The 21,349-nt window shown below is 69.3% G+C and carries 17 protein-coding genes; 8 read left to right on the top strand and 9 right to left on the bottom strand.

Features of this window, described 5'->3' with window-relative positions:
* Nucleotides 1-255 precede the first annotated feature (255 nt).
* Complete coding sequence (locus tag ACM6LU_RS35155; protein WP_414942168.1) at nt 256-696, top strand: hypothetical protein; 441 nt, start codon at nt 256-258, stop codon at nt 694-696.
* Here the strand turns inward: ACM6LU_RS35155 and ACM6LU_RS35160 are convergent.
* From ACM6LU_RS35160 to ACM6LU_RS35175, 4 genes are all read right to left on the bottom strand, one after another.
* Nucleotides 668-3,556, bottom strand: coding sequence for an AfsR/SARP family transcriptional regulator (locus tag ACM6LU_RS35160; RefSeq protein ID WP_414942169.1), 2,889 nt, complete (start codon nt 3,554-3,556; stop codon nt 668-670). The genes ACM6LU_RS35155 and ACM6LU_RS35160 overlap by 29 nt on opposite strands.
* A gap of 38 nt (nt 3,557-3,594) precedes the next feature.
* A complete protein-coding gene (locus ACM6LU_RS35165) occupies nt 3,595-4,260 on the bottom strand; it encodes a response regulator (protein ID WP_414942170.1) in 666 nt (221 codons plus the stop codon).
* On the bottom strand, nt 4,257-5,423 hold the full coding sequence (locus tag ACM6LU_RS35170) for a sensor histidine kinase (protein WP_414942171.1): 1,167 nt from the start codon (nt 5,421-5,423) through the stop codon (nt 4,257-4,259). Before ACM6LU_RS35170 ends, ACM6LU_RS35165 begins: the two co-directional genes overlap by 4 nt.
* 121 nt (nt 5,424-5,544) lie before the next feature.
* The gene (locus ACM6LU_RS35175) at nt 5,545-5,916 is read right to left on the bottom strand and encodes an MmcQ/YjbR family DNA-binding protein (RefSeq protein ID WP_414942172.1); all 372 of its coding nucleotides are present in this window, start codon (nt 5,914-5,916) and stop codon (nt 5,545-5,547) included.
* A gap of 112 nt (nt 5,917-6,028) precedes the next feature.
* On the opposite strand from ACM6LU_RS35175, the gene ACM6LU_RS35180 reads away from it, so the two are divergent.
* From ACM6LU_RS35180 to ACM6LU_RS35190, 3 genes are read left to right on the top strand one after another with little or no spacing between them, the layout of a single operon-like run.
* Nucleotides 6,029-7,252, top strand: coding sequence for an SGNH/GDSL hydrolase family protein (locus tag ACM6LU_RS35180; protein ID WP_414942173.1), 1,224 nt, complete (start codon nt 6,029-6,031; stop codon nt 7,250-7,252).
* 58 nt (nt 7,253-7,310) lie between these two features.
* Complete coding sequence (locus ACM6LU_RS35185) at nt 7,311-8,696, top strand: FAD-binding oxidoreductase (protein ID WP_414942174.1); 1,386 nt, start codon at nt 7,311-7,313, stop codon at nt 8,694-8,696.
* Nucleotides 8,697-8,723: 27 nt separating this feature from the next.
* Nucleotides 8,724-9,986, top strand: coding sequence for a class I SAM-dependent methyltransferase (locus tag ACM6LU_RS35190; RefSeq protein WP_414942175.1), 1,263 nt, complete (start codon nt 8,724-8,726; stop codon nt 9,984-9,986).
* Between the two features lie 18 nt (nt 9,987-10,004).
* On the opposite strand, the gene ACM6LU_RS35195 is transcribed toward ACM6LU_RS35190, so the two are convergent.
* Both ACM6LU_RS35195 and ACM6LU_RS35200 read right to left on the bottom strand, forming a co-directional pair.
* A complete protein-coding gene (locus ACM6LU_RS35195; RefSeq protein ID WP_414942176.1) occupies nt 10,005-11,621 on the bottom strand; it encodes a thiamine pyrophosphate-binding protein in 1,617 nt (538 codons plus the stop codon).
* On the bottom strand, nt 11,618-12,394 hold the full coding sequence (locus ACM6LU_RS35200) for a cyclase family protein (RefSeq protein WP_414942177.1): 777 nt from the start codon (nt 12,392-12,394) through the stop codon (nt 11,618-11,620). Before ACM6LU_RS35200 ends, ACM6LU_RS35195 begins: the two co-directional genes overlap by 4 nt.
* 280 nt (nt 12,395-12,674) lie before the next feature.
* Between ACM6LU_RS35200 and ACM6LU_RS35205 the strand changes: the two genes are divergently transcribed.
* Entirely contained in the window at nt 12,675-13,928 is a 1,254-nt protein-coding gene (locus tag ACM6LU_RS35205) for a DUF222 domain-containing protein (protein ID WP_414942178.1), read from the top strand.
* Nucleotides 13,929-14,368: 440 nt separating this feature from the next.
* Here the strand turns inward: ACM6LU_RS35205 and ACM6LU_RS35210 are convergent, their stop codons facing one another.
* From ACM6LU_RS35210 to ACM6LU_RS35220, 3 genes are all read right to left on the bottom strand, one after another.
* The gene (locus tag ACM6LU_RS35210; protein ID WP_414942179.1) at nt 14,369-14,836 is read right to left on the bottom strand and encodes a hypothetical protein; all 468 of its coding nucleotides are present in this window, start codon (nt 14,834-14,836) and stop codon (nt 14,369-14,371) included.
* A gap of 74 nt (nt 14,837-14,910) precedes the next feature.
* Nucleotides 14,911-15,786: a sigma-70 family RNA polymerase sigma factor gene (locus ACM6LU_RS35215; protein WP_414942180.1), complete on the bottom strand. Its 876-nt coding sequence runs from the start codon at nt 15,784-15,786 to the stop codon at nt 14,911-14,913.
* Nucleotides 15,787-15,821: 35 nt separating this feature from the next.
* Nucleotides 15,822-16,736 carry a glycoside hydrolase family 16 protein gene (locus ACM6LU_RS35220; RefSeq protein WP_414942181.1) on the bottom strand — a complete coding sequence of 305 codons (915 nt, stop codon included), beginning with the start codon at nt 16,734-16,736 and terminating at the stop codon, nt 15,822-15,824.
* Between the two features lie 121 nt (nt 16,737-16,857).
* Between ACM6LU_RS35220 and ACM6LU_RS35225 the strand changes: the two genes are divergently transcribed.
* From ACM6LU_RS35225 to ACM6LU_RS35235, 3 genes are read left to right on the top strand one after another with little or no spacing between them, the layout of a single operon-like run.
* Nucleotides 16,858-17,568, top strand: a complete 711-nt coding sequence (locus tag ACM6LU_RS35225; protein WP_414942182.1) for a GntR family transcriptional regulator — start codon at nt 16,858-16,860, stop codon at nt 17,566-17,568.
* A gap of 52 nt (nt 17,569-17,620) precedes the next feature.
* Nucleotides 17,621-21,019 (top strand): TM0106 family RecB-like putative nuclease, encoded by a 3,399-nt coding sequence (locus tag ACM6LU_RS35230; RefSeq protein WP_414942240.1) that lies wholly within the window; start codon nt 17,621-17,623, stop codon nt 21,017-21,019.
* On the top strand, nt 21,012-21,305 hold the full coding sequence (locus ACM6LU_RS35235) for a hypothetical protein (RefSeq protein WP_414942183.1): 294 nt from the start codon (nt 21,012-21,014) through the stop codon (nt 21,303-21,305). Before ACM6LU_RS35230 ends, ACM6LU_RS35235 begins: the two co-directional genes overlap by 8 nt.
* Nucleotides 21,306-21,349 lie beyond the last annotated feature (44 nt).

The following is a 21,349-nucleotide window of genomic DNA, read 5'->3' on the forward strand; positions in this document are numbered from 1 at the left end:
GGTTACCCAGAACGTCCGCCGATCAACCCGGGGCGTACGGGACACCCGGGTCAGCGGGCCGCACCTGTAAGTCCGTGAAGGACTCCTTGAGGGACTCTGGGTCCCTCAAGGAGTCCTTCACGGACTTGTGGCGCCGCGCGCGGGACGATGCAGTTTCGAGGCACCGTAAGCGTTTCATCTGGATTTCATGGCGTCGCCCTACGGTTCCGGGCACGGATCCGCATCGGCGGACCGGTGGTCCACGAGGAGACGTTCATGAGCCCGGCGAGCCGGACCCCGTACAACATGGTGCTGCCCCGGGACGACCGGCCGAGTCCCGGGGAACGGGACGGGGTCGTCGGACCGGGCTGGAGCTGGGCGGCGTTCTTCATGCCGTGGGCCGACGGCCGCCCGTCGCCCCGGTACCGGTGGACGCTGTTCGAGACCGCGGGCCAGGCCGTCGACGACCTCCGTCGCTGCCTCGACGACGGCAACGTCAGCAAACGCGGTGCCCTGTGCTCGTCCGTACTCCGGAAGCGCGGGGCCCCGCGGGAGCTGGTGCTGTGCGACGCCGCGGACTGGGCGTGCGTCGTCCACGAGGTCCGTGCCGGGGTGCACCTGACCGACGCCGGTGACGCCTACTTCGCGCGCTGGCGGGCGAGTATGGACGGGCACCGCTTCACGATTGTCAACGCCGGTGTACCGACTGTCTGGTGAGGTCCAGGCCTTCCAGGGCGAGGGCGCGCTGCTGGGAATCGCCGTCGGGTCCGATGGTGGTGAGCACCCATTCGAAGTGCTCCCTGGCGGCCGCCGGGTCGCCCGCGGCGAGATGGGTGCGGCCGAGCCGGTTGCGGATCTCGGACTCCATCCCGATGATGGTCTCCTCGGTGACCGCCGTCAGCGCCCGGCGCTGCAGTTCGAACGCCTCGCCGAGATTCCCGAGTTCCAGTTCCGCCGCGCCGAGCCGGGCGAGGCTGGTCGCGATCAGCAGGCCGTCCGTGGTCTCCTCCGCGAGCTGGACGGAACGCCGGAGGTCCAGAGCGGCCTCGGCGAAGCTGCCGATTTCGAGCCGGACGGTGCCGCTGTGGCACAGCACCCTCGCCAGCATCCCGGGACTGCCGATCTCCTCGCTCAGGTCTCGGGCGCGGCCGAGGTGGACGAGCGCCTCCTCGTGCTCGCCGTTCAGGTAGGCGAGATAGCCGAGCGCGGACAGCGCCCGTTCGGCGAGCCACCGGTCCCCCACCTCGTCGGCCATGATCATCACCCGCCGCATCCCGGGGATCGCGAGGTCGTGCCGCCCCGCGATCAGGTCCGCCATGGTGAGCCCGCCCAGCGCCCGCGCCTCCACCCCGCGGTCGCCGCAGGCCTGGCCAGCCCGCAGCGCGTCGTCGAACCAGCCGCGCGCCCGGTCCAGCTGACCCTGCATGGCGTAGGCGTAGCCGAGGCAGAACCGGAGCGACGAGACCAAACGCTCGTCTTCGGCCCGTTCGGCCAGTGGCAGCGCGACCTGCAACGCCGTCCGGGATTCGTGGTATCGCTGCTGGCGCGCGAGGTAGTCGACCAGCCCCTCGGCGATCGAGCACGCGATGTCGTCCAGCCCTGCTTCGGCCGCTTGGGTGACCACTTCCGGCAGGTCGCCGACGGCGTCCAGCCAGGCGGAAGCGTCCCGTTGCCCGGTGAACGGTCCGCCGCCGGACTCCAGCGGGAAGCGCGCGACGCCCCATTCGCTCGCCCGGCGGGCGGCGCCGAGGTACAGCCCGTACACCCGTTTCCGCGCCGCCTCGACGACGTCGCCGGGCATATGCCCGGCCAGCCGTCGCGCGTAGACCGCCACCAGGTCGTGCAGCCGATAGCGGCCGCTCGCCGGTTCCTGCACGAGGCTCGCGTCGACCAGGCTTTCCAGCTGACGCTCGGCCTCGGCTGGCGAGCAGTCCAGCAGCGCGGCGAGCGAGAGCCGGTCGAATTCGGGGGTCGGTGACAGGCCGAGCGCACCGAACGCGCGTTGCCCGGCGGGCCGCAGCTGCTTGTACGAAAGGCGCAACGCCACCTCGACACTGCGGTCCTCGGCGGTCAGTTCGCCGAGCCGCCGCTCGTCGTCCGACATCCGGTCCACCAGGTCCTTGAACGTCCACATAGGACGATTCTGCAACCGGGCACCCGCGATCCGCAGCGCGAGCGGCAGGCGTCCGCACAAGCCGGCCAACGCGCGTACGGCGAACCGCTCGCCTTCGGCCCTCGGCACCCCCACGATGTGGCTGAGCAGCCGTTCCGCGGCTTCAAGACCTAGCGCGCCAAGGGAAACACGGCGGTCGGCGTCCAAACCGGACAGACGGCGACGGCTGGTCACCAGCACCCGGCTGCCCGGCCCGGACGGCAGCAGGGGACGCACCTGCCCGGCGGACTCGGCGTTGTCGAGCACCAGCAGCAACTTCAGGTGCGCGGTCGCCGCCCGCCACGACGCGGCCAGTTCGTCGAGATCGTCCGGCATCGTCCCGTCTTCGACGCCGACCGCGCGCAGCAACCGCCGCAGTGCGCGTTCCGGTGTCACCGGCTCGCGGCCTTCGGTGTACCCGTGCAGGTCCACGAACAACGCACCGTCCGGATAGGACTCACGGAGCCGGTGGGCCGCGCGCACCGCGAGGGTGGTCTTCCCCGCACCGGGAACGCCGTCGACGGCGTCGACCGTGACCGCCTCCGGATCGCCGTCCTCGACGAGCAACGCGAGTTCCCGGTCCCGGCCGACGAGTTCGCCGTTCGTGGCGGGCAGTTCGTTGCGGACCCGGCGCGGCGCCTCCCGGCGCTGAGCGACGCCGAGCAGCGCGTCGTCCCCGCGCAGCACCGCTTCCTGCACCTGCCGCAGTTCCTCACCCGGCTCGACACCGAGTTGCTCCACCAGCCTCTCGCGGACGTCGGTGAACACCTCCAGCGCCTCCGCCTGCCGCCCGCCGCCGTAGAGCGCCCGCATCAGCAGCGCGGCCAGCGGCTCGCTCGGCGGGTCGGCGGACACCAGCGCCGACAGCTCGCCGATCACCTCGTCGAACCGGCCGAGTTTCAGCTGTGCTCGCAGTTTCCGGCCCAGCAGCAGGAGTTTGCGTTCCTCCAGCCGTCGCCGCTCGCCATGGACGAACGCGCCGGGCAGCCCCGTCAACGGCTCACCGTGGAACAGCCGGAGCGCGTCGGCGAAGGTGTCCACCGCGGTGATGAGATCCCCGGCCTCCTCGGCGGCGGCCGCGGCGACCGCGACCTCCTCCAGCCGCGCCACGTCCAGCCGCACGCCGCCGCTGGCGAACCGGTAGCCGCCCCGGTCGGACACGATCACCGAGTCCTTCGGCTTCCGCCCCGACGTGTCCAGGCATTGCCGCAGCCGCCGGACGTATACCGGCAGCACGTTCGATTCCGGTGGCCGTTCCCAGAGCCCGTCGGTGAGTTCGTAGTGGCTGACGGTCACGTCCGGGCGGAGCAGCAGCGCGGCCAGCACGGCCTGTTGCCGGACCGGACCGAGGTCCAGTCGTGTCTCCCCCCGCCAGGCCCGCAACGGGCCGAGCACCTCGAAGCGAAGCCGCGAGTCCGCGGACACCCCATCCCCCTTCATCATCCCCCCTTCGTTTCGCATGACTAACCCGGCACCACGATCCCGTGGTCGAACGCGTAGACGATCGCCGCCGCACGATCCCGCAGCTGGAGTTTCGTGAAGATCCGGCCGATGTGGCTTTTCACGGTCACCTCCGAAATCACGAGGGCGGTGGCGATCTCCGCGTTGGTCAGCCCGCGGCCGATCGCCCGGAGGACGTCTTGTTCCCTAGGTGTCAGCAGGTCGGGCGAACGCCCGCCACTGCCGTTCCCGGCTGCCTGCCGGTACGCGGCGAGCACGCGGCCGGTGACCCCTGGGTCGAGCCAGGCGTCGCCGTCGGCGACCGCGCGCACGGCGCGGATCAGGTCTTCGGCGGGGGAATCCTTGAGGACGTAGCCCGCGGCACCCGCCCGCAGCGCGTCGGCCAGCAGGCTGTCGTCGTCGAAGGTGGTCAGCGCGAGCACCGCCGGATGACCGCCGGTCCGCCGCAGCCGCCTGGTCGCCTCGACCCCGCCGACGTTCTTCATCCGCAGGTCCATCACGATGACGTCGACCTCATGCGCGGCCAGTGCGGCGGGCACTTCCGAACCGTCGCCGCATTCTCCCGCGATGACGAACCCGTCGCGGCGCCGCAGGATGCGCCGCAGCCCGGACCTGGCCAGCTCCTGGTCGTCGACCAGGAGCACCCGGATCTCCACGGCGGCGGTCACGGCTTGACTCCCGGCACGGTGACTTCCACGACCCACTGCTTTCCGCTGGGCCCGGCGCTGAGGTCGGCGCCGAGCTGAGCCGCGCGAACGGCCATCCCCGCCAGTCCCGATCCGTCCTCGGACGAACGCCGGACGGTCGCGGGGAGGGTGTTGCTGACGATGAGCTTCGCGCCCGACCGGCCGGCGTTCAGCCGGACCTCCGCGGTCGCGCCGGGGGCGTGCTTGACGACGTTGACAAGTGATTCCTGCACGATCCGGTAGAGACCCAATCCGTCCGAGGCGCCTACCCGGCCGAGGTCGCCTTCCTGTGTATAGCGCACCGCCAGTCCGGCGACCCTGGTGCGTTCCACCAGCGTCGCGATGTCCTCCACGCCCGGCAGCGGGGTGCTGCCCGACGGGGTGTCGGCGAGCAAGCCGACCGTGCGGCGGATGTCGGCCATCGCGGCACGCCCCACCTGCTCGGCTTCGGTGAGCGCTTCGATCGCCTCATCGACGTCGCGGTCCTGCTGCAGGGCACGCCTGGCACCGGTCAAGTGCAGCAGCGTGATGCTGAGCGAATGGCCGACGACGTCGTGCACCTCACGCGCGATCCGCTGGCGCTCGGCCAGCAGCGCCTTGTCACGGGACGCGTCACGGTTGACTCGTTCGGCGTCCAGCACCCGGGTGTACCAGCGGACCATGAGACCGCCGCTGAGGCCGAGCAGGATCGCGACCATGTACACCGGGCCGCCGACCAGTCCGCCCCAGATCCCCGCCACGACCAGTACCAGCTCACCCGCGACGGTGACGATGGTGATCCCCGTCTTCGTCCGCAGGACACTGGCCGCTTCGGTGGCCGCGACCAGCAGCAGCAACGGCGCGAAATCCGGGAGCACCGGCTCGAGGAGCAGGACCGAGGCCGCGACGATCAGTGCGGTCATCCGCACCCACGGCATGATCCAGTGGGTGATCGTCCAGATCACCGAAGGCGCGATCACCAGCAGCCCGGCCAGCGCGATCGGCTCCGGCGGCAGCAGGGCGTCCCGTTGCACCAGCGCGACCGCGGTGAACACGAAGCTCACCGCGCTCGCGCACAACGCCCCCCACCACGGCAGGGTCAGTCCGGCCCGGGTGAGACTGACCTGTACCCGTGCCCGGAATCGGTCCCGCAAGATCACCAGCACGGGCATCAGCCTAGGAAGTGCCGGGAGGCGCGTCATCGTGCGGCGGGCGGCACCCGTCTCCGCCCACGGTAGGAGGCGGGGCGAGCACGAGCCGATGAAATCCGGATGAAACGCGGGGCGCTCACTCCTGGCCGAAGCCGACCCACCGCAGCTTCTCCCGCTCCCGTTTCGGCAAGCCCGCGACAACGAGGTCGTAGGAGTCCTCGAGCATCTCCCGGACGAAGTCGTCGGTCAGCGAACCGTCCAGTTCGACGGTGTTCCAGTGCTGCTTGTTCAGGTGGTAGCCGGGAATGATCGCCGGATGCTCGGCTCGCAACCGGACCGCCAGATCAGGCTCGCATTTGAGGCTGATCCGCAGGGGCTTCGCCTTGAGCGCGCTGAGCGCGAACATCTTTCCCGCGACCTTGAACACACTGGAATGCTCGTCGAACGGGAACTCGGCGCGGGCACCGGGGAAGCCGAGGCAGAGCTTCTCGAGAGCGGCAGGCGTCATACGGTCACCTTAGGTCGTGCCCCCGACAGAAACCTGTCCTGTCCTGCGCATTGACCGGCCGTCGGTGATTCCCCGACGATGAAGGGAGCCAACTGGGTGGAGCGTGACCGACATGCGACCGAACCGCGGAAAACGCTTGCTGGTGGCGGCGATCCTGCTGCTGGGTGTCGTACCGGGAGCCGCCGCGGCGGCTCCCGCGAGTCCAGCGGAGAGCGCCACCACGAGCGAGTGGGTGGGCACCTGGGCGGCCGCGCCCGCGGCCGGGGTCGCCGGGACCGACAACGGCTACCCGAACTTCTCGATCCGCAACATCGTGCACACCAGCGCCGGCGGGCGCGAGGCACGCGTGCGGCTGTCCAACGCCTTCGGCCGGACGCCGGTGCTGTTCGGCAAGGTGACCGTCGCGGTCGCCGCGGGCCCGGACACCGCGCAGGCGGTCCCCGGCACGATGCGCACGCTGACCTTCGGCGGCGATCGCGAGATCACCGTGCCGCCGGGCGCCGACGTCCTCAGCGACGGCGCGGCACTGACCGTGCCGAGGGACGGCGACCTCCTGGTGACCACGTACACCCCGACGCCGTCCGGGCCGGTCACCTACCACCCGCTCACGATGCAGAACTCGTACTTCACCCGTGACGGCGACAAAGCCGCCGACGAGTCCGCGGCGGCGTTCCCGGAGAAGACCACGGTGTGGCACTACGTGTCCGGAGTGGACGTCCGGGGGCCGGGGCTGCGGGGCAGCGTCGTCGCGATCGGCGACTCGATCACCGACGGCGCCGTCTCGACCTGGGGCGCCAACCTGCGCTGGCCCGACCAGCTCGCCGACAAGATCAACGCGCGCATGGGGGTGCTCAACGCCGGGATCAGCGGGAACCGGCTCCTGCTCGACGGCGGCAACTACGGCGTCAACGCGCTGGCACGGCTCGACCGGGACGTGCTGAGCCAGTCCGGCGCGCGGACGGCGATCGTGTTCGAGGGCATCAACGACATCCAGCAGACGCCGCACCAGGCCGACCCTGGCAAGATCATCTCGGCACTGAAACAGATCGCGACGAGGGCGCACGACCGCGGCCTGCGGGTGCTCGGTGCGACGATCACACCGTGGAAAGGCTGGGGTTCGTACACGCCTCAGCTCGAGGAGACCCGGCAGGCGGTCAACCGGTTCATCCGGACCAGCAGGCTGTTCGACTCCTACATCGACTTCGACGCGGTGATCCGCGATCCCGCCGATCCGCGGCGGATCGAACCCGAGTACGACTCCGGCGATCACCTCCACCCCGGAGACAAGGGCTTCACCGCCATGGCGGACGCTGTCCCACTGCAGCGGCTGAGGTAGGGAATAAAGGCTGCGCGCGGCGGTTTCGTCGGGCACGATGTGCTGATGGCGATCAGAAATGACTAGCGGCGAGGGCGGTATCCGAGCGACGGCGCGGCTGGTGCGGTTCGCCGAACACGAAGCACGCGCGGAAGCGCTCCGGGCGCAGCTGGCCGGGCTGCACGGCACGATCCGGCTCGCGAAACGGACGTCGAACCTCTTCCGGGCGCGGACGGCGACCAGCACGCCGGGGTTGGACGTCTCGGGGTTCACGCACGTGCTCGACGTCGATCCGCTGGCGCGCACGGCCGACGTCGAAGGCATGGTCACCTACGAGCAACTCGTGGACGCGACCCTTCCCCACGGACTGATGCCGCTGGTCGTACCGCAGCTCAAGACGATCACGCTCGGCGGCGCGGTCACCGGCCTCGGCATCGAGTCGTCGTCGTTCCGCAACGGCCTCGTGCACGAGTCGGTGCTGGAGATGGAGTTGCTCACCGGCGACGGCCGGATCGTGGTCGCCCGGCCGGACAACGAGCACAGCGACCTGTTCCACGGCTTCCCGAACTCGTACGGGACGCTCGGCTACGCGCTGCGGCTGAAGATCGAACTGGAGCCGGTGAAGCCGTACGTGCGGCTCGACCACGTCCGTTACGACGACACCGAGGAGTACTTCGCGGCGCTCGGCGAGGCCTGTCGCGACGGGTCGGCCGACTTCGTCGACGGAACGGTCTTCGGTCCGGGTGAGCAGTACCTGACACTGGGCACGTTCACCACCTCCGCGCCCGCGACCAGTGACTACACCTGGCTCGACATCTACTACAAGTCGATCCGCGAACGCGAGACCGACCACCTGAGCGTCCGGGACTACCTGTGGCGCTGGGACACGGACTGGTTCTGGTGCTCGCGCGCGTTCGGCGTCCAGAGCAGGCTCCCCCGGCTGCTGCTGGGCAGGAAACTGCTGCGGTCCTCGGTCTACTGGAAGCTGGTGGCGCTCGACCGCCGCTTCGGGGTCGCCGCGAAACTCCTCAAGCTGCGCCGGCTCCCACCGGAAGAGACCATCGTCCAGGACATCGAGGTGCCGCTGTCGCGCGCCGCGGAGTTCCTGGACTTCTTCCGCCGCGAGATCCCGATCAGCCCGGTGTGGATCTGCCCGCTGAAGCAGCGGCCGGGTGGCGTGAACTCGCCGCTGTACGAAATGGACCCCGAAACGCTGTACGTCAACTTCGGGTTCTGGTCCGCGGTCCCGCTGGACCCCGGCGAGGGACCGGACACCCACAATCGGCTGATCGAGGCCGAAGTCACCCGACTCGGCGGGCGGAAATCGCTGTACTCCGACAGTTTCTATGCCGAAGATGAGTTCTGGCGGCTGTACAACGGTGATGCCTACCGGAAACTGAAGACGACCTACGACCCGGACGGCCGCTTGCTCGACCTGTACGCGAAATGCGTGCGGCGGCGGTGACCCGGGCTGGGAAGAAGAGAGACGAACATGGCTGAGACGACGACCGTCGGGAAGATCTTCGAGCGTTTGCTCGGCCCGAGCGCCGACGTGTCCATCACCGCCTACGACGGCAGTACGAGCGGCCCGGCCGACGCACCGGTGTCGATCCAGGTGCGGTCGCCGCTGGCGCTGACGTACCTGATGTCGTCCCCGGGCGACCTCGGGCTCGCGCGTGCCTACGTCGCCGGCGCGCTCGACGTGGACGGCGACCTCTACTCGGCGCTGCGCGCGCTGGTGGCCCAGGTCGACCAGCTCAGCTCCGCGGACCGCTTGTGGCTGCTGCGCAAACTCGGCCGCACCCACCTGCGTCGCGTCCCGCCGCCCACCGAAGAACTGCCGAGCCGTCTCAAGCGCGGCCTCGACGGATTGCGGCACTCCAAGGCGCGGGACAGCAACGCGATCGCGAACCACTACGACGTCTCGAACCGGTTCTACGAACTGGTGCTGGGTCCTTCGATGGCCTACACCTGCGCCGCCTATCTGTCCGCCGAATCGTCACTGGAAGAGGCACAGGCGCACAAGTTCGACCTGGTGTGCCGGAAACTGGACCTCAAACCGGGGATGCGGCTGCTGGACGTCGGCTGTGGCTGGGGCGGGATGGTCGAGCACGCCGTCGCGCACTACGGCGTCGAGGCGCTGGGCGTCACCCTCTCCCGCGAGCAGGCGCAATGGGCGCAGAAGGACATCGTCACCAAGGGGCTCGCGGACCGCGCCGAGGTGCGGCACCTCGACTACCGCGACGTCACCGAAACGGACTTCGACGCGGTGTCGTCGATCGGGCTCACCGAACACATCGGCGCACGGAACCTGCCGTCGTACTTCCGTTTCCTCGCCGGGAAGCTGAAGCCGCACGGACGCCTGCTGAACCACTGCATCACCAACCCGGACACCTCCGTGCCGCACCGTTCGCGCGGGTTCATCGACCGGTACGTGTTCCCCGACGGCGAACTGGAGTCCGTCGGGGAGATCGCCACCGCGATGCACGACAGCGGGCTCGAGGTGCGGCACTCGGAGAACCTCCGCGAGCACTACGCCACCACCCTCGGCGCGTGGTGCGCCAACCTCGACGCGAACTGGGACGAGGCCGTCGCCGAAGCGGGCGCCGGGCGGAGCCGGGTCTGGGCACTGTACATGGCCGCGTGCCGCCTCGCGTTCGAGCGGCGGGAGATCGAACTGCACCAGGTGCTCGGGGTGAAGGTCGGTCCGGACGGGGACTCGGGGATGCCGTTGCGGCCGGACTGGGGCGTCTAGCTCCGGGGTGCAGGACACTCAGTGGCGGAAGGCTTCGGCGAGCCACCACGAGCCGCCGTCGTCGGCGATCTTGGCGTCGATGACGAGCGGCGCGTCCCGTGGCCCGCCGAGCCATTCCGTGACTCCGGCGAGGTCCTCGACCGACCGCACGGTGACGCCGTCGCAGCCGAAACCGCGTCCGATCGCCGCGATGTCGGTATCGGGGAACCTGACCGTGGTCATGTCCGCGTTGCCGAAGTGGTGGATTTCCGCGCCGTACGCGGCGTCGTTGTAAACAATGACCACGAGCGGGACCCCCAGCCGTACGGCGGTTTCCAGTTCGGAGATGGCCATGAGGAACCCGCCGTCGCCGACGCCGAGCACCGGTAACCTGTCCGGCCTGGCGAGCGCCGCGCCGATCGCCGTCCCGAGGCCGAGCCCGACGCATTGGAACGCTTGGGTGAAACAGAAGCCGTTCTCATCGGGGACGGACAGGTACGCGCTCGGGTAGCCCATGAAGTTGCCGGAGTCGATCGAGAGCACGCGTTCGGCGGGCAGGATCTCGTCGAGGCGGCGGCTGAGTGTGCGCGGGTCGATCCGTCCGTCGCCGGATAGGTCGTCATACGGCACGTCGTTCCATCGTATTCCCGCGGGGACTCGCTGTCTCCCGGCGCTGTGGCCACGCTTTTCGAGTTCCGCGTGGACGTCGGTGGCGGTGCTGCCGACGTCACCGACGACACCGAGGTCGATCCGCCGGTGGGCGCCGAGCGCGGCCTGCTCGACGTCGACCTGGACCAGGCGGGCTTTCGGGCCGAGGAGCGTGCCGTGCCGGGTGGTCCACATGTTCAGCGCGCAGCCCCAGCCGATCACGAGATCGGCGTCACCGATGAGGTCCGCCGCCTGCGGTGACGAAAAGCCGCCCGCGATCCCGATCGAGAAGGGATCGTCAGGGAAAAGGCCGTGTGCCACCGCCGAAGTCGCCAGCAGCGCACCGGAGACCTCCGCGAGCTGCCGGAGCGGTGCCGCGCCCGCCCGCGCACCACGACCGGCGATGAACACCGGTCGCCGCGCTTCGGCGAGAAGGTCGGCCAGTTTCGCGACCGCCTCGAAGTTCGGCCGGATCGGCGCCGGGCCGGCGATTCCCGGTACCGGGAGGACCGCTTCGGGTGCTTCCTGGGCCTGGACGTCGAGCGGGAGGTTGAGCAGGACGGTCCGGCGTTGCTGCCAGGCCGTCCGGTAAGCGCGGACGGTGTCGGCGACCGCGGTCGCCGCGCTGTGAACGCGTTCCGATACGGCGCCGACGGCGGTTCCGAGCGCGTCCTGGTCGATCCGGAAGTTCGACAGCACCGCCGACGCCGCGGTGTCGGCGGTCAGGACGATCATCGGTGTCCGGCTCTTGGCCGCCTCGGTGATCCCGGTGAGCGCGTTGGTCAGCCCGACACCCTGGTGGAGACTCAGCACCGGCATCCGGCCGCTCATCCGCGCGTAGGCGTCGGCCATACTCGCCGCGCCGCCCTCGTGCCGCGCGGCGACGAACCGCACTCCGCCGGACCGCAACCCGTTGGTGGCCTCGAAGTTACCGCTGCCCACGACCCCGAACGCGGCTCCCACCCCGAGTTCCGCGAGGGTGCGGCCGACCAGTTCCGCGACGTTCACGCCCGTTCCACCAGCGCGTAGACCCTGGCAGGACTCCCAGAACCGCCGACGATCGGCAGCGGACTGACGACCAGCAAGGACCCGGTGGGCGGCAGGCTCGCCAGGTTCCGCAGCTGGGTCAAGCCGTGTTTTCCCGCGCCCAGAAGGAGTTCATGGCAAGGAAAGGCCGGTTCGAGTGCCAGCGACTGCCCCGCGTCGGTGCCCACCGTCTCCACGCCGAACCCGGTGATCGGCGCCTCTTCCGCGAGCCAGCGGGCACACTCCGCCGAGACGCCCGGCGAATGCGGGCCGTTCTCGTCGTTGTTGAGGAAGGCCTCCTGATCGTGCGATCGGGCGTCCCACCCCGTGCGGTAAAGCAGCCAGCCGCCGTCGGGAAGCGGCCCGTTCTCGCGCTCCCACGCGAGGATGTCGTCGACGGACAACAGGTAGTCCGGATCTTCGGCCGCACGCGCCGACGCGTCGAGCACCACCGCCGGGGCGACCAGCGTCCGCAACGGCACCTCGGAGACGTCGTGGCCGTCCTTTCCCGACACCCAGTGCACCGGGACGTCGAGATGGGTTCCGGTGTGCTCGCCGGTGTGGATGTTGTTCCAGTACCAGCGCGGCCCGCGTTCGTCGTACCGGCTGATCTCCTCCAGGCCGAACGGGATCGTGTTCGCGAACGGCTCCGGCAACCGGAGGATCGGCGTGCTCGCGCTCAACGGGGCGGTGAGGTCGACGACCTCGATCGCGCCCGTGGTGATCGAGGTGCTCAGCTGGGCCAACAACGACATGCGTGCCTCCCGGGTGACTGCGGTGTCCGGATCACCTTAGGCCTTTTCGAAGGCTAAGTCGTTAGTGATTCGGGGTCGAGTTCGCGGGACTTCAAGAAGTACTTCCGAACCCCTGAGATCTCGACGTCGTGAAGGCCTCCTTCCCTACCCTGAGAGTAGCGAAGGAGGCCTTCACCAACTCTCGCCCGAGAGCCGCGCAGCAGAATAGAAAAGATCCAGTCCACCATCGACACAGCTTTCGTTGGTCGAATATATGTTCGACAAATGGTATTCTTGAGGGGTGTCCAGCAGACGAACCCTCGAACCGCCACAGGAGTTGTGGCGTGCCGGTGCGCAGGAACTCGCGCACGGTGTGGTCGAGCGGATGTCGTTGGCACGGCAGGCCTTCGCGGAGGTCGGGCAGTTCCTGGTGGAGATCGAAGCCCGGGGCCCGATGGAGTTGTTCGGGTACGGCTCCACCGCGGGCTGGTTCGCCGAAACCGCCCGCATCACGCCCGAGGAAGCGCGGAAGACGGTGGCGCGGGCGATCGCGGTGAACGACGGCCGGAACCTGGATGGCACCCCCGCGCCCGCGTTCGCGCCGATCGCGGGCGCCGCCGCGGCCGAGGGCGACCTCGGCCACCAGCAACTGGACCCACTCCTCGCAGTCCTGAAAAAGATCCCCGCCGAGATCCCGGCGAAGGGTCGCTCCGGCGCGGAACAGATCTTGGTAGACCTTGCCCGGAGAGCCGGACCACAGGAAATCACCAGCGCCGGCGCGGATCTTTTGGCCCACCTCGACCCCGACGGGAACGAACCGAAAGACGAAGACCTCAAACCACCCTCGCGCGAAGTGTTCCTCCGCAAACGTGACGACGGCTGGTGGCGATTGAATGGCCTGCTGGACCCCGAGTTCGGGGCGCGAGCGAACGCCCTGTTCGAAACCTGGGGACAGCGAAGACCCGTCGACGACGACGGCAACCGCGACCCGCGCACCCCCGCCGAACGCCACGGCGACGCCCTTTTCGACGCCATCCACTACGCCATGACCAACGACAAAGCCCCCACCCTCTCCGGGGACCGCACCACCGCCGTCGTCACCATCCCACTGGAGACGCTGTCATCATTGCTCGGAGCAGCCTGCGTGGACGGAGTCACCCGGATCACCGCCCGCCACGCCCGCATGCTCGCCTGCGACGCCAAAATCATCCCCGCCGTCCTCGGCTCCGAAAGCGAACCCCTCGACATCGGCCGCGCCACCCGCACCGTCACTCCCGGACAACGCCGAGCACTCAACCTCCGCGACCACGGCTGCATTTTCCCTGGATGTCGGCGACAACCGAAACACTGCGAAGCCCACCACATCTTGCCGTGGGGCCAACTCGGCGACACCGACCTGAACAACCTGTGCCTGCTCTGCCGCTACCACCACATGGTCATCCACGGACAATCCGGCTGGAAAGTCCGCATGGCAGCCAATGGCCGACCGGAGTTCGTTCCGCCGCAGTACCTGGATCCACTACAGAAGCCCAGGCGCAACACGCATCACAGCTGAACCCGAGGAGCCCGCCACCACACCGGCGACGGGCCCTTCGGCGTGCCCGGAGGGCGGCACCGACAGCGCGATGCCTGAACCAGGTACCGAACATCGAACTCTGCGACCGCCCCGCCAGCCGCTTCCCGAGATCGACGGCCTGCGCCTCGGCGAGCAGGCAGACGTAGTCGGTGACGGCCCGAGCGCATCGGGCCTCTTTGTTCTTCTCGAAGCTGAAGGGAGGTCTCCGGGCTGTTTGGCGACTTCCCCAGGCACGTGATCAACCGATCGAAGTCTGAGCCGATGATCCCGGCGGTGGCCTTTCGATCACGTAGAACCACGTGAGCTCTTTCAGCGCCGCGACCCGGCATTGACTTTCCAGATCAATTTTCACGTAGGGGCTTCGTCGATGACCCGGGCCGCCTGCACGAACCTGGCGAGATGATCACTGGTGATCATGTTCATCCGAACACGATTTCTGCGGTGCCCCAGCACTGCGACTGAAGACGGTCACCGAACTCGTCGAAACCGTTGTGATTCTTCAATCTGCGGATCCCGTGCTTGACTATGCGCTTCCGATCGACAGACAAGCCACGCAACGGGGCCAACCCTGCCCGGAAGCAGTCTTCGGGGTCATCCCGCCCCCACTTGTCGCCGTAACCACGGTCGGTCCACAAGGCCGTGGTCTTGCACGAGTCGCAGGGCTTGAGACGCGGAAGCTCGAGGACCGCGTTCAACGCGATGTGACCAAACGGCGGATGCCCGATATCGCGCAAGTGCTGCACGAGTCCTCGGCCCATCTGCGCGACACCGGCGAGCCGCCGGAACGCGGAAGAACAAAGGACCCGGTCCCGCTGATAAGCCTCCCGATAAGACGGCGGCTCCTTCACAGCATGGCGCCGGACATTTCCGAACGTCCCCTCGGGCAAGTAACCGTCAACACCTCACCGGAGCGACAGATTCGTCGATACCCGTCGCGATCGAACCGCAACCGGGGCCGAGGTCAGCTTTCCAGGATCACCAAATCCAGCCCCTGCAACCGTTCCCGGTCCGCGATGACGTCGATCTCGGTGATCTTCCCGTCCATGAACGAGAACGCGAGCACCACCGAAGGACGTCCCTCGTCGGCCATCACGAGGCCGACGCCACCGTTCACCAGCGCGAGTTGCGTGGTCCGCGCCCGCACCGAGGCGGCCGCGGCGCCGCGGGCCACGACAGAAGCGCCTTGCAGGAAGACCGGTGTGCGCGAGGGGCCTGCCGCTCTGTCGGCGCGGAGGACGACGTCGGGGTGGAGCAGTTCGAGGAGCGCTTCGAAGTCCCCGCCCCGGGCGGCGGCCAGGTAGGCGTCGACGACCTGGCGCCGTCGCGCGAGGTCTGGTTCCGCGGCGGTGGAGCGGCCCTGGACGCGGCGCCGGGCGCGGCTCGCGAGTTGCCGGGCGGCGGCCGGGGTGCGGTCGATCAGCGGGGCGATCTCGTCGAACGGGACCGCGAACATGTCGTGCAGCACGAACGCGAGCCGTTCGGCGGGGGCCAAGGTGTCCAGGACCACGAGCATCGCCAGTCCGATCGAGTCGGCGAGCACGGCGTCGGCGGCGGGATCGACCGAAGGGTCGACGGGCTCGGACGACGCGGCGTCGAGCGGCTCTTCCCGCCGGTGGTCGCGTGAGCGCAACACGTTCAAGCACACCCGCGCCACCACCGTGGTCAGCCAGCCGCCGAGGTTCTCGATCTCCCCGGCGTCAGTGCGGTTGAGCCGCAGCCAGGTGTCCTGGACGGCGTCTTCGGCCTCACTGGCCGAGCCCAGCATCCGGTAGGCCACCGCACGCAGCCTCGTCCGGTGCTCCTCGAACCGTTCCGCCAGCCGATTCTGCTCGTCCACCGCACTCCTCGCTCCCGCAGCACCCCGGCTCACATCTAACAGCCACTGAGATCGTCGGCGAACCGCACACCCGAAGATCGGTACGACGCGGCGCGTTCGGCGGCCGACTGAGGCGTGAGGACCTCGTTTTTCGCGTAGTAGACCCAGTCCACCTGCTCGAGATAGGTGCTCGTGCCGCCGCTGTGCCGGGTGAGGTCGATGAACCACTGGTTGAAGTTCAGGGACATGTCCTGCCGCGGGTACACGTCGAACGGCCCACCGCGATCGTGGTCGGCGACCAGCGTGCCGTCGATGTAGTACCGGACGTGCCCGTCGGACACGGTCGCGGCGACGGAATGCCAGCCGTCGATGCTGCGTCGCTGAGCGCTGCTCTTGTTCTCGGCGTACCAGGGGTCCGGCGTGTAGGTGTGCCAGCTGGTCTGGAAGTTGACCGGCCCCGCCTCGCCCCATCCGCCGTTCGGCAGGTATTCCGAGAAGTCCAGCTCGCTGTAGATCGGGTCGTTGTCGTAGCGCAGCGGGCTGATCGTGAAGAAGGTCTGGTTGATCCGGTCGCCGTCGGGGCCGGACGCCGGCGCGTCCGAGAACCGGATCCGTGCCGCGTAGGTTCCTTCGAAGAACCGTCGGCCGGGCTGCAGGATCTCGGTCTGCGTGGTGCCAGCGGGCGTGCCGTCGGTGGCCGAGGCCAGCTGCAGGACCTTGTCCCCGCCGGACGTCGGGAAGGTGATGCCTTCGGGAGCCCACCGCGCACCCGCGACGCCGGGGCCGCCACCACCGGAGCGCACCTGCCAGCCGTGCTGCGAGAGGAGCCCGTCGGTGTGCGACGCGTAGTGGAAGTCGTCGAACAGGGCCCCACACGCGGCCGCCCCGCTCGCGGTACCCGGTGCGAGCCCGAGTGCGGCGACCGACAACGCGGCGACGGCGGCGAAACGGAACTTCCCTGAGTTCGACATCGCGCTCTCCTTTACCAGTGGTCAGCTTCTCTCAAGGTCCCGCCGGTCAGCGGTAAAGTCAATAGGTCTAGACAACTTGTCCACCAGCCAATTCGTGACGACCACTGGGTAGGCTGTGGTCATGCGGCGGACAGAGGTCAAGGAGCGGCTGCGCAAGCTCATCGAGCGGTGGCAACCGGGCGAAGTCCTGCCTTCGGAACGCACGCTGAGCACCCAGATCGGTGTCTCGCGCCCCACCCTGCGAGCCGCGATCGACGAACTCGCGCGAGACGGCCTCGTCGTCCGCGAGCACGGCCGCGGCACGTTCACCGCGCCACGCAAGATCTCCCAGGATCTCTTGCCCACCACCGGCGGCGACCAGTTCGCCCCGCCGGCCGAGGGCCACTGGACGAGCAAGGTCGTCGACTTCCAGATCACGCCCGCGGGGGCGCGGCTCGGCAAACGGCTCGAGGTCTCCCCCAGCCGCCCGCTGGTGGCCGTCACCCGCCTCCGGATCGTCGAAGAGGCGCCGATGGCGATCGAGCGGATCCTCGTGCCGCGCGAGATCGTGCCGGACATCACGCGCGCCGACTTCGAGTCGGGCTCGTTCTACGAACTGCTCCGGACGCGGTACGAGGTCCGGCCGTCGACGGCCGTGCAGATCACCGAACCGACCGTCACCGACGCCGACGAATCCGGCCTGCTCGGCGTTCCGCAGCACTCCCCCGCACTGCTGTTCGAACGCACCACCCGCGACCCCGGTGGCCGCGTGATCGAGTACACCCGCTCGATCTACCGGGGCGACCGCTACCGGATCACCACGCACCTGAAGTTCGACCACACCTCCGGCTGACTCCGGCGTGCCGGGGCCGTCCGCGCGGGAGTCCATGTCAGACTCCCGGGCGATGTACACCCCGTCCGATCTCGCCGACCTGCTCGAATGCGAGCACCGCAGCGTCCTGAACCAGGCGCTGGCCGCCGACCTCCCCGGGGCGCCGCGGCCGGGCTCCGGGCCGGACCAGCTGGCGGTCACCCACGGGCGCGCGCACGAGGCCGCGACGTTGGACAAGCTGCGCGGCGAGAAGAGCGCGGTCGTCGAGATCGACGAACGAGACCCGGTCGTCGCCGCGAAGGCCACTGAAGAGGCGTTACGAGCCGGCGCTCCGGTGATTTACCAAGCCGTTTTCCACGACGGCGAGTTCTCCGGCCGGGCCGACTTCCTGATGCGGGACGACGAAGGCCGCTACGAGGTGTACGACACGAAGCTGGCCAGGCACGCGAAGCCCGCGGCGGTGGTCCAGCTGACCGCGTACGCCGACGCCCTGCGCCGGGCGGGCTGGCCCGCTGGTCCGCAGATGCACCTGCTGCTCGGCGATCACAGCACCCGTTCGTTCCGCGTCGACGACTTCCTCCCGCTGGTGGACCGGCTCCGCGCCCGGCTGCGGAACCGGCCGCCCGCCCTGCCGGCCCCGCTGTGGGCCGACGAACGGCCCGCTTGCGGCGGCTGCTCCTACGCCGCGCATTGCGCGAGCGCCCGCGAGGCCGATCGCGATCTTTCGCTGGTGGCGGGGATGCGCGGTGACCAGCGGCGCAAACTCGTCGCCGCCGGACTGGACACCATCGACAATCTCGCGAAGGCGACACCGGAAGACCGGCCTCGCGACATCTCGGTGACGTCGTTCACCACCTTGCGCGCGCAGGCCGCGATCCAGGTCCGCCAGGACGCCACCGGCGAGATCGCCTACGAGATCATCGATCCCGGCGCGCTGGCGGAGCTACCGCCACCGGCGCCCGGCGACGTCTTCTTCGACATGGAAGGCGATCCGTACGCGCTGGCAGGCGAGGGGCTCGAATACCTCTTCGGCGCGGTGACCGCCGAAGACACCATGAAGTTCACGCCGTTCTGGGCGCACAACCGGTCGCAGGAAAAGCGGGCCTTCGAAGAGTTCGTCGACTTCGCGTCCGCGAGGCTCACGGAACATCCCGGTTCACACGTCTACCACTACGCCCCGTACGAGGTCACCGCGATCAAGCGGCTCGCCGCGGTGCACGGGACCCGCGAGGACGCCGTCGACCACCTGCTGCGCAGCGGCGGACTCGTAGACCTGTATGCCGTGGTGCGTAAGGCACTCCGGGTCTCGCAGCGGTCGTACTCCATCAAGTACCTCGAACCGCTCTACATGCCCGGGGCCCGCGACGGCGACGTGAAGACGGCGGTTTCGAGCATCGAGGCCTACGAGGAATACCTGACGCTCACCGCCTCCGGCGAGACCGAGCACGCGGACGAAGTGCTGCGCGGGATCAGCGACTACAACGAATACGACTGCGTCTCCACCCTGCGGCTGTTCGAGTTCCTCCACCAGATCCGCGCGGAGAAAGGGATCGCGCTCGCCGAGCCGCCGGAGGAGTCCGATGTGGACGCTCTGCTCCGCGAGACAGAAGAGGACGTCGCCGCGCAGAAGCGCGCGGAACGCGCCGCGCAACTGGCCGCCCTGGTCGATCCACTGTTGGACGGTCTTCCCGACGATCCGGCCGAGTTCACCGGCGAGGACCGCGCTCGCGCGCTGCTGGCCGCGTCCGTCGGCTATCACCGCCGCGAGACGAATCCGGCGTGGTGGGAGTACTTCCGCCAGCTCGCCGCCCCGCTCGGTGATCTGGAGACCGACAACGCCTGCACCGTCCCGGTGGCCATGGAAGCCGGGGAATGGGTGCCGCCTTCGGGCCGGGTCCGCAAGGCGAAGCGGTCACTGACGCTTCGCTGCGACCCGGACCGGCCGCATCCCTTCGCTCCCGGCGACGACGTCCGCCTGCGCTACGGCGCAGCCGCACGGGACGCCAAGGTCGTCTCGGCCACCGCCGTCGAACTGACCCTCGAGGAAAGCTGCCCGCCCGATGAGACCACCGCCGACCGGCCGGTGGCGGTGCTGCCCGGCAGCCCGGTCCGGCCCTCCCCCAAGGACGACGCGGTCGCGGACCTCGCCCGCCTCGTCGTCGACGCACTGCCGGTACTGCCCGCTCACCCCGGCGTCGACCTGCTCCGGCGCACGACGCCCCGGCTGCGCGACGACCAGACCCTGCCCGAACCGGGCTCCGACCTGGTGACCACCGTGATCGACGCGGTCGAGAAGCTGGACGGCTCCGCCCTTGCCGTCCAAGGGCCGCCCGGAGCGGGCAAGACCTACCTGGCCGGCAGGCTGATCGCGAAGCTCGTGCGCGCGGGCAAGACGGTCGCTGTCACCTCGACCAGCCACAAGGCCGTGGAGAACGTGCTGTCCGCCGCACTGAAGAACGCGCCGGACCTGCCGTGCGCCAAACGTGCCAAACGGACCCCGGATCCGGCCGCGCCGTGGGAACAGCCGAAGACCAATCCCGCGCTGGTGAAATGGCGCGAGGAGCACGACACCGGCCATCTGGTCGGCGGGACCGCTTGGACGTTCGCGAACGCCGCGATCCGCGAAGAACCGTTCGACCTGCTGATCATCGACGAGGCGGGCCAGTTCGCCCTCGCCGACGCGCTCGCGGTGTCGATGTGCGCCAAGAACCTCCTGCTGCTGGGCGATCCGCAGCAGTTGCCACAGGTCGTGCAAGGCACGCATCCCGCGGGCGCCGAGGCGTCCGCGCTGGGACATCTGATCGGCGAGGCCGACATCATCCCGGCCGAACTCGGCTACTTCCTCGACGAGACCCGCCGGATGCACCCGGCCGTCTGCGCGCCGGTCTCGCGGCTGTCCTACGCGGGCCGCCTGCACTCGCACCCCACGGCGGCCGAACGGGCGATCGAAGGCGTCGAGGCGGGCCTGTACCTGGCCGAAGTCGACCACCACGGGAACACGACGCGTTCGGTCGAGGAGGCCGAGGCGGTCACCACTCTCGTCGCCGATCTCCACGGCCGTTCCTGGACCGATCACGGTGAGCCCCGGCCGCTCGGTGACGAGGACATCCTGGTCGTGGCGCCGTACAACCTGCAGGCCCGCGTCGTGGCCCGCGCACTGGACCAGGCCGGGCATCCCGGCGTGCGGGTGGGCACGGTGGACCGGTTCCAGGGGCAGGAAGCGCCGGTGGTGATCACCACGATGACCTCCTCCTCGGCGATCGACCTGCCGCGCGGACTGGACTTCCTGCTCTCCCGCAACCGGCTCAACGTGGCTCTCTCGCGGGCGCAGGCGCTCGCGATCGTGGTCTGCTCTCCGCGGCTGGTCGAGGCCGACATCCGCACGGTCGAGCAGATGCGCCTGGTTTCGGGCATGCTCGGTTTGATGACCGAAGCCGTGCCCTGGCGGCAAGGACGGAGTGACCATGAGTGAGAACAGTCCGGAGAAGAAGCCGGAAATCCTCGACGCCGAAATCGTCGAAGAGTCCCCGACCCCTCCGGTCGAGGTTCCGGACCCGGACTACAGCGAATCGGGGGTGCCGTCGTTCGACCACGTGCGGGACCGGATCGAGCAGCGGTACACGACCTCGCTGGGTTCGACCGAACTCGCCGGCCTCGGCGGCAAGGAAGACGTGGCCTCGCTGGACAAGAAGATCGCCGACCGCGACAAGGCCGCCAAGGACAAGCTTGCCGAGATCCGCCGCGCGATGCGGGAGTGAGCTAGTGCGGGGGTGTGGGTCCGGGGTGTCGCGAAAGCCACTTT

The sequence above is a fragment of the Amycolatopsis sp. cmx-11-51 genome (assembly GCF_047608665.1).
Lineage (GTDB): Bacteria > Actinomycetota > Actinomycetes > Mycobacteriales > Pseudonocardiaceae > Amycolatopsis.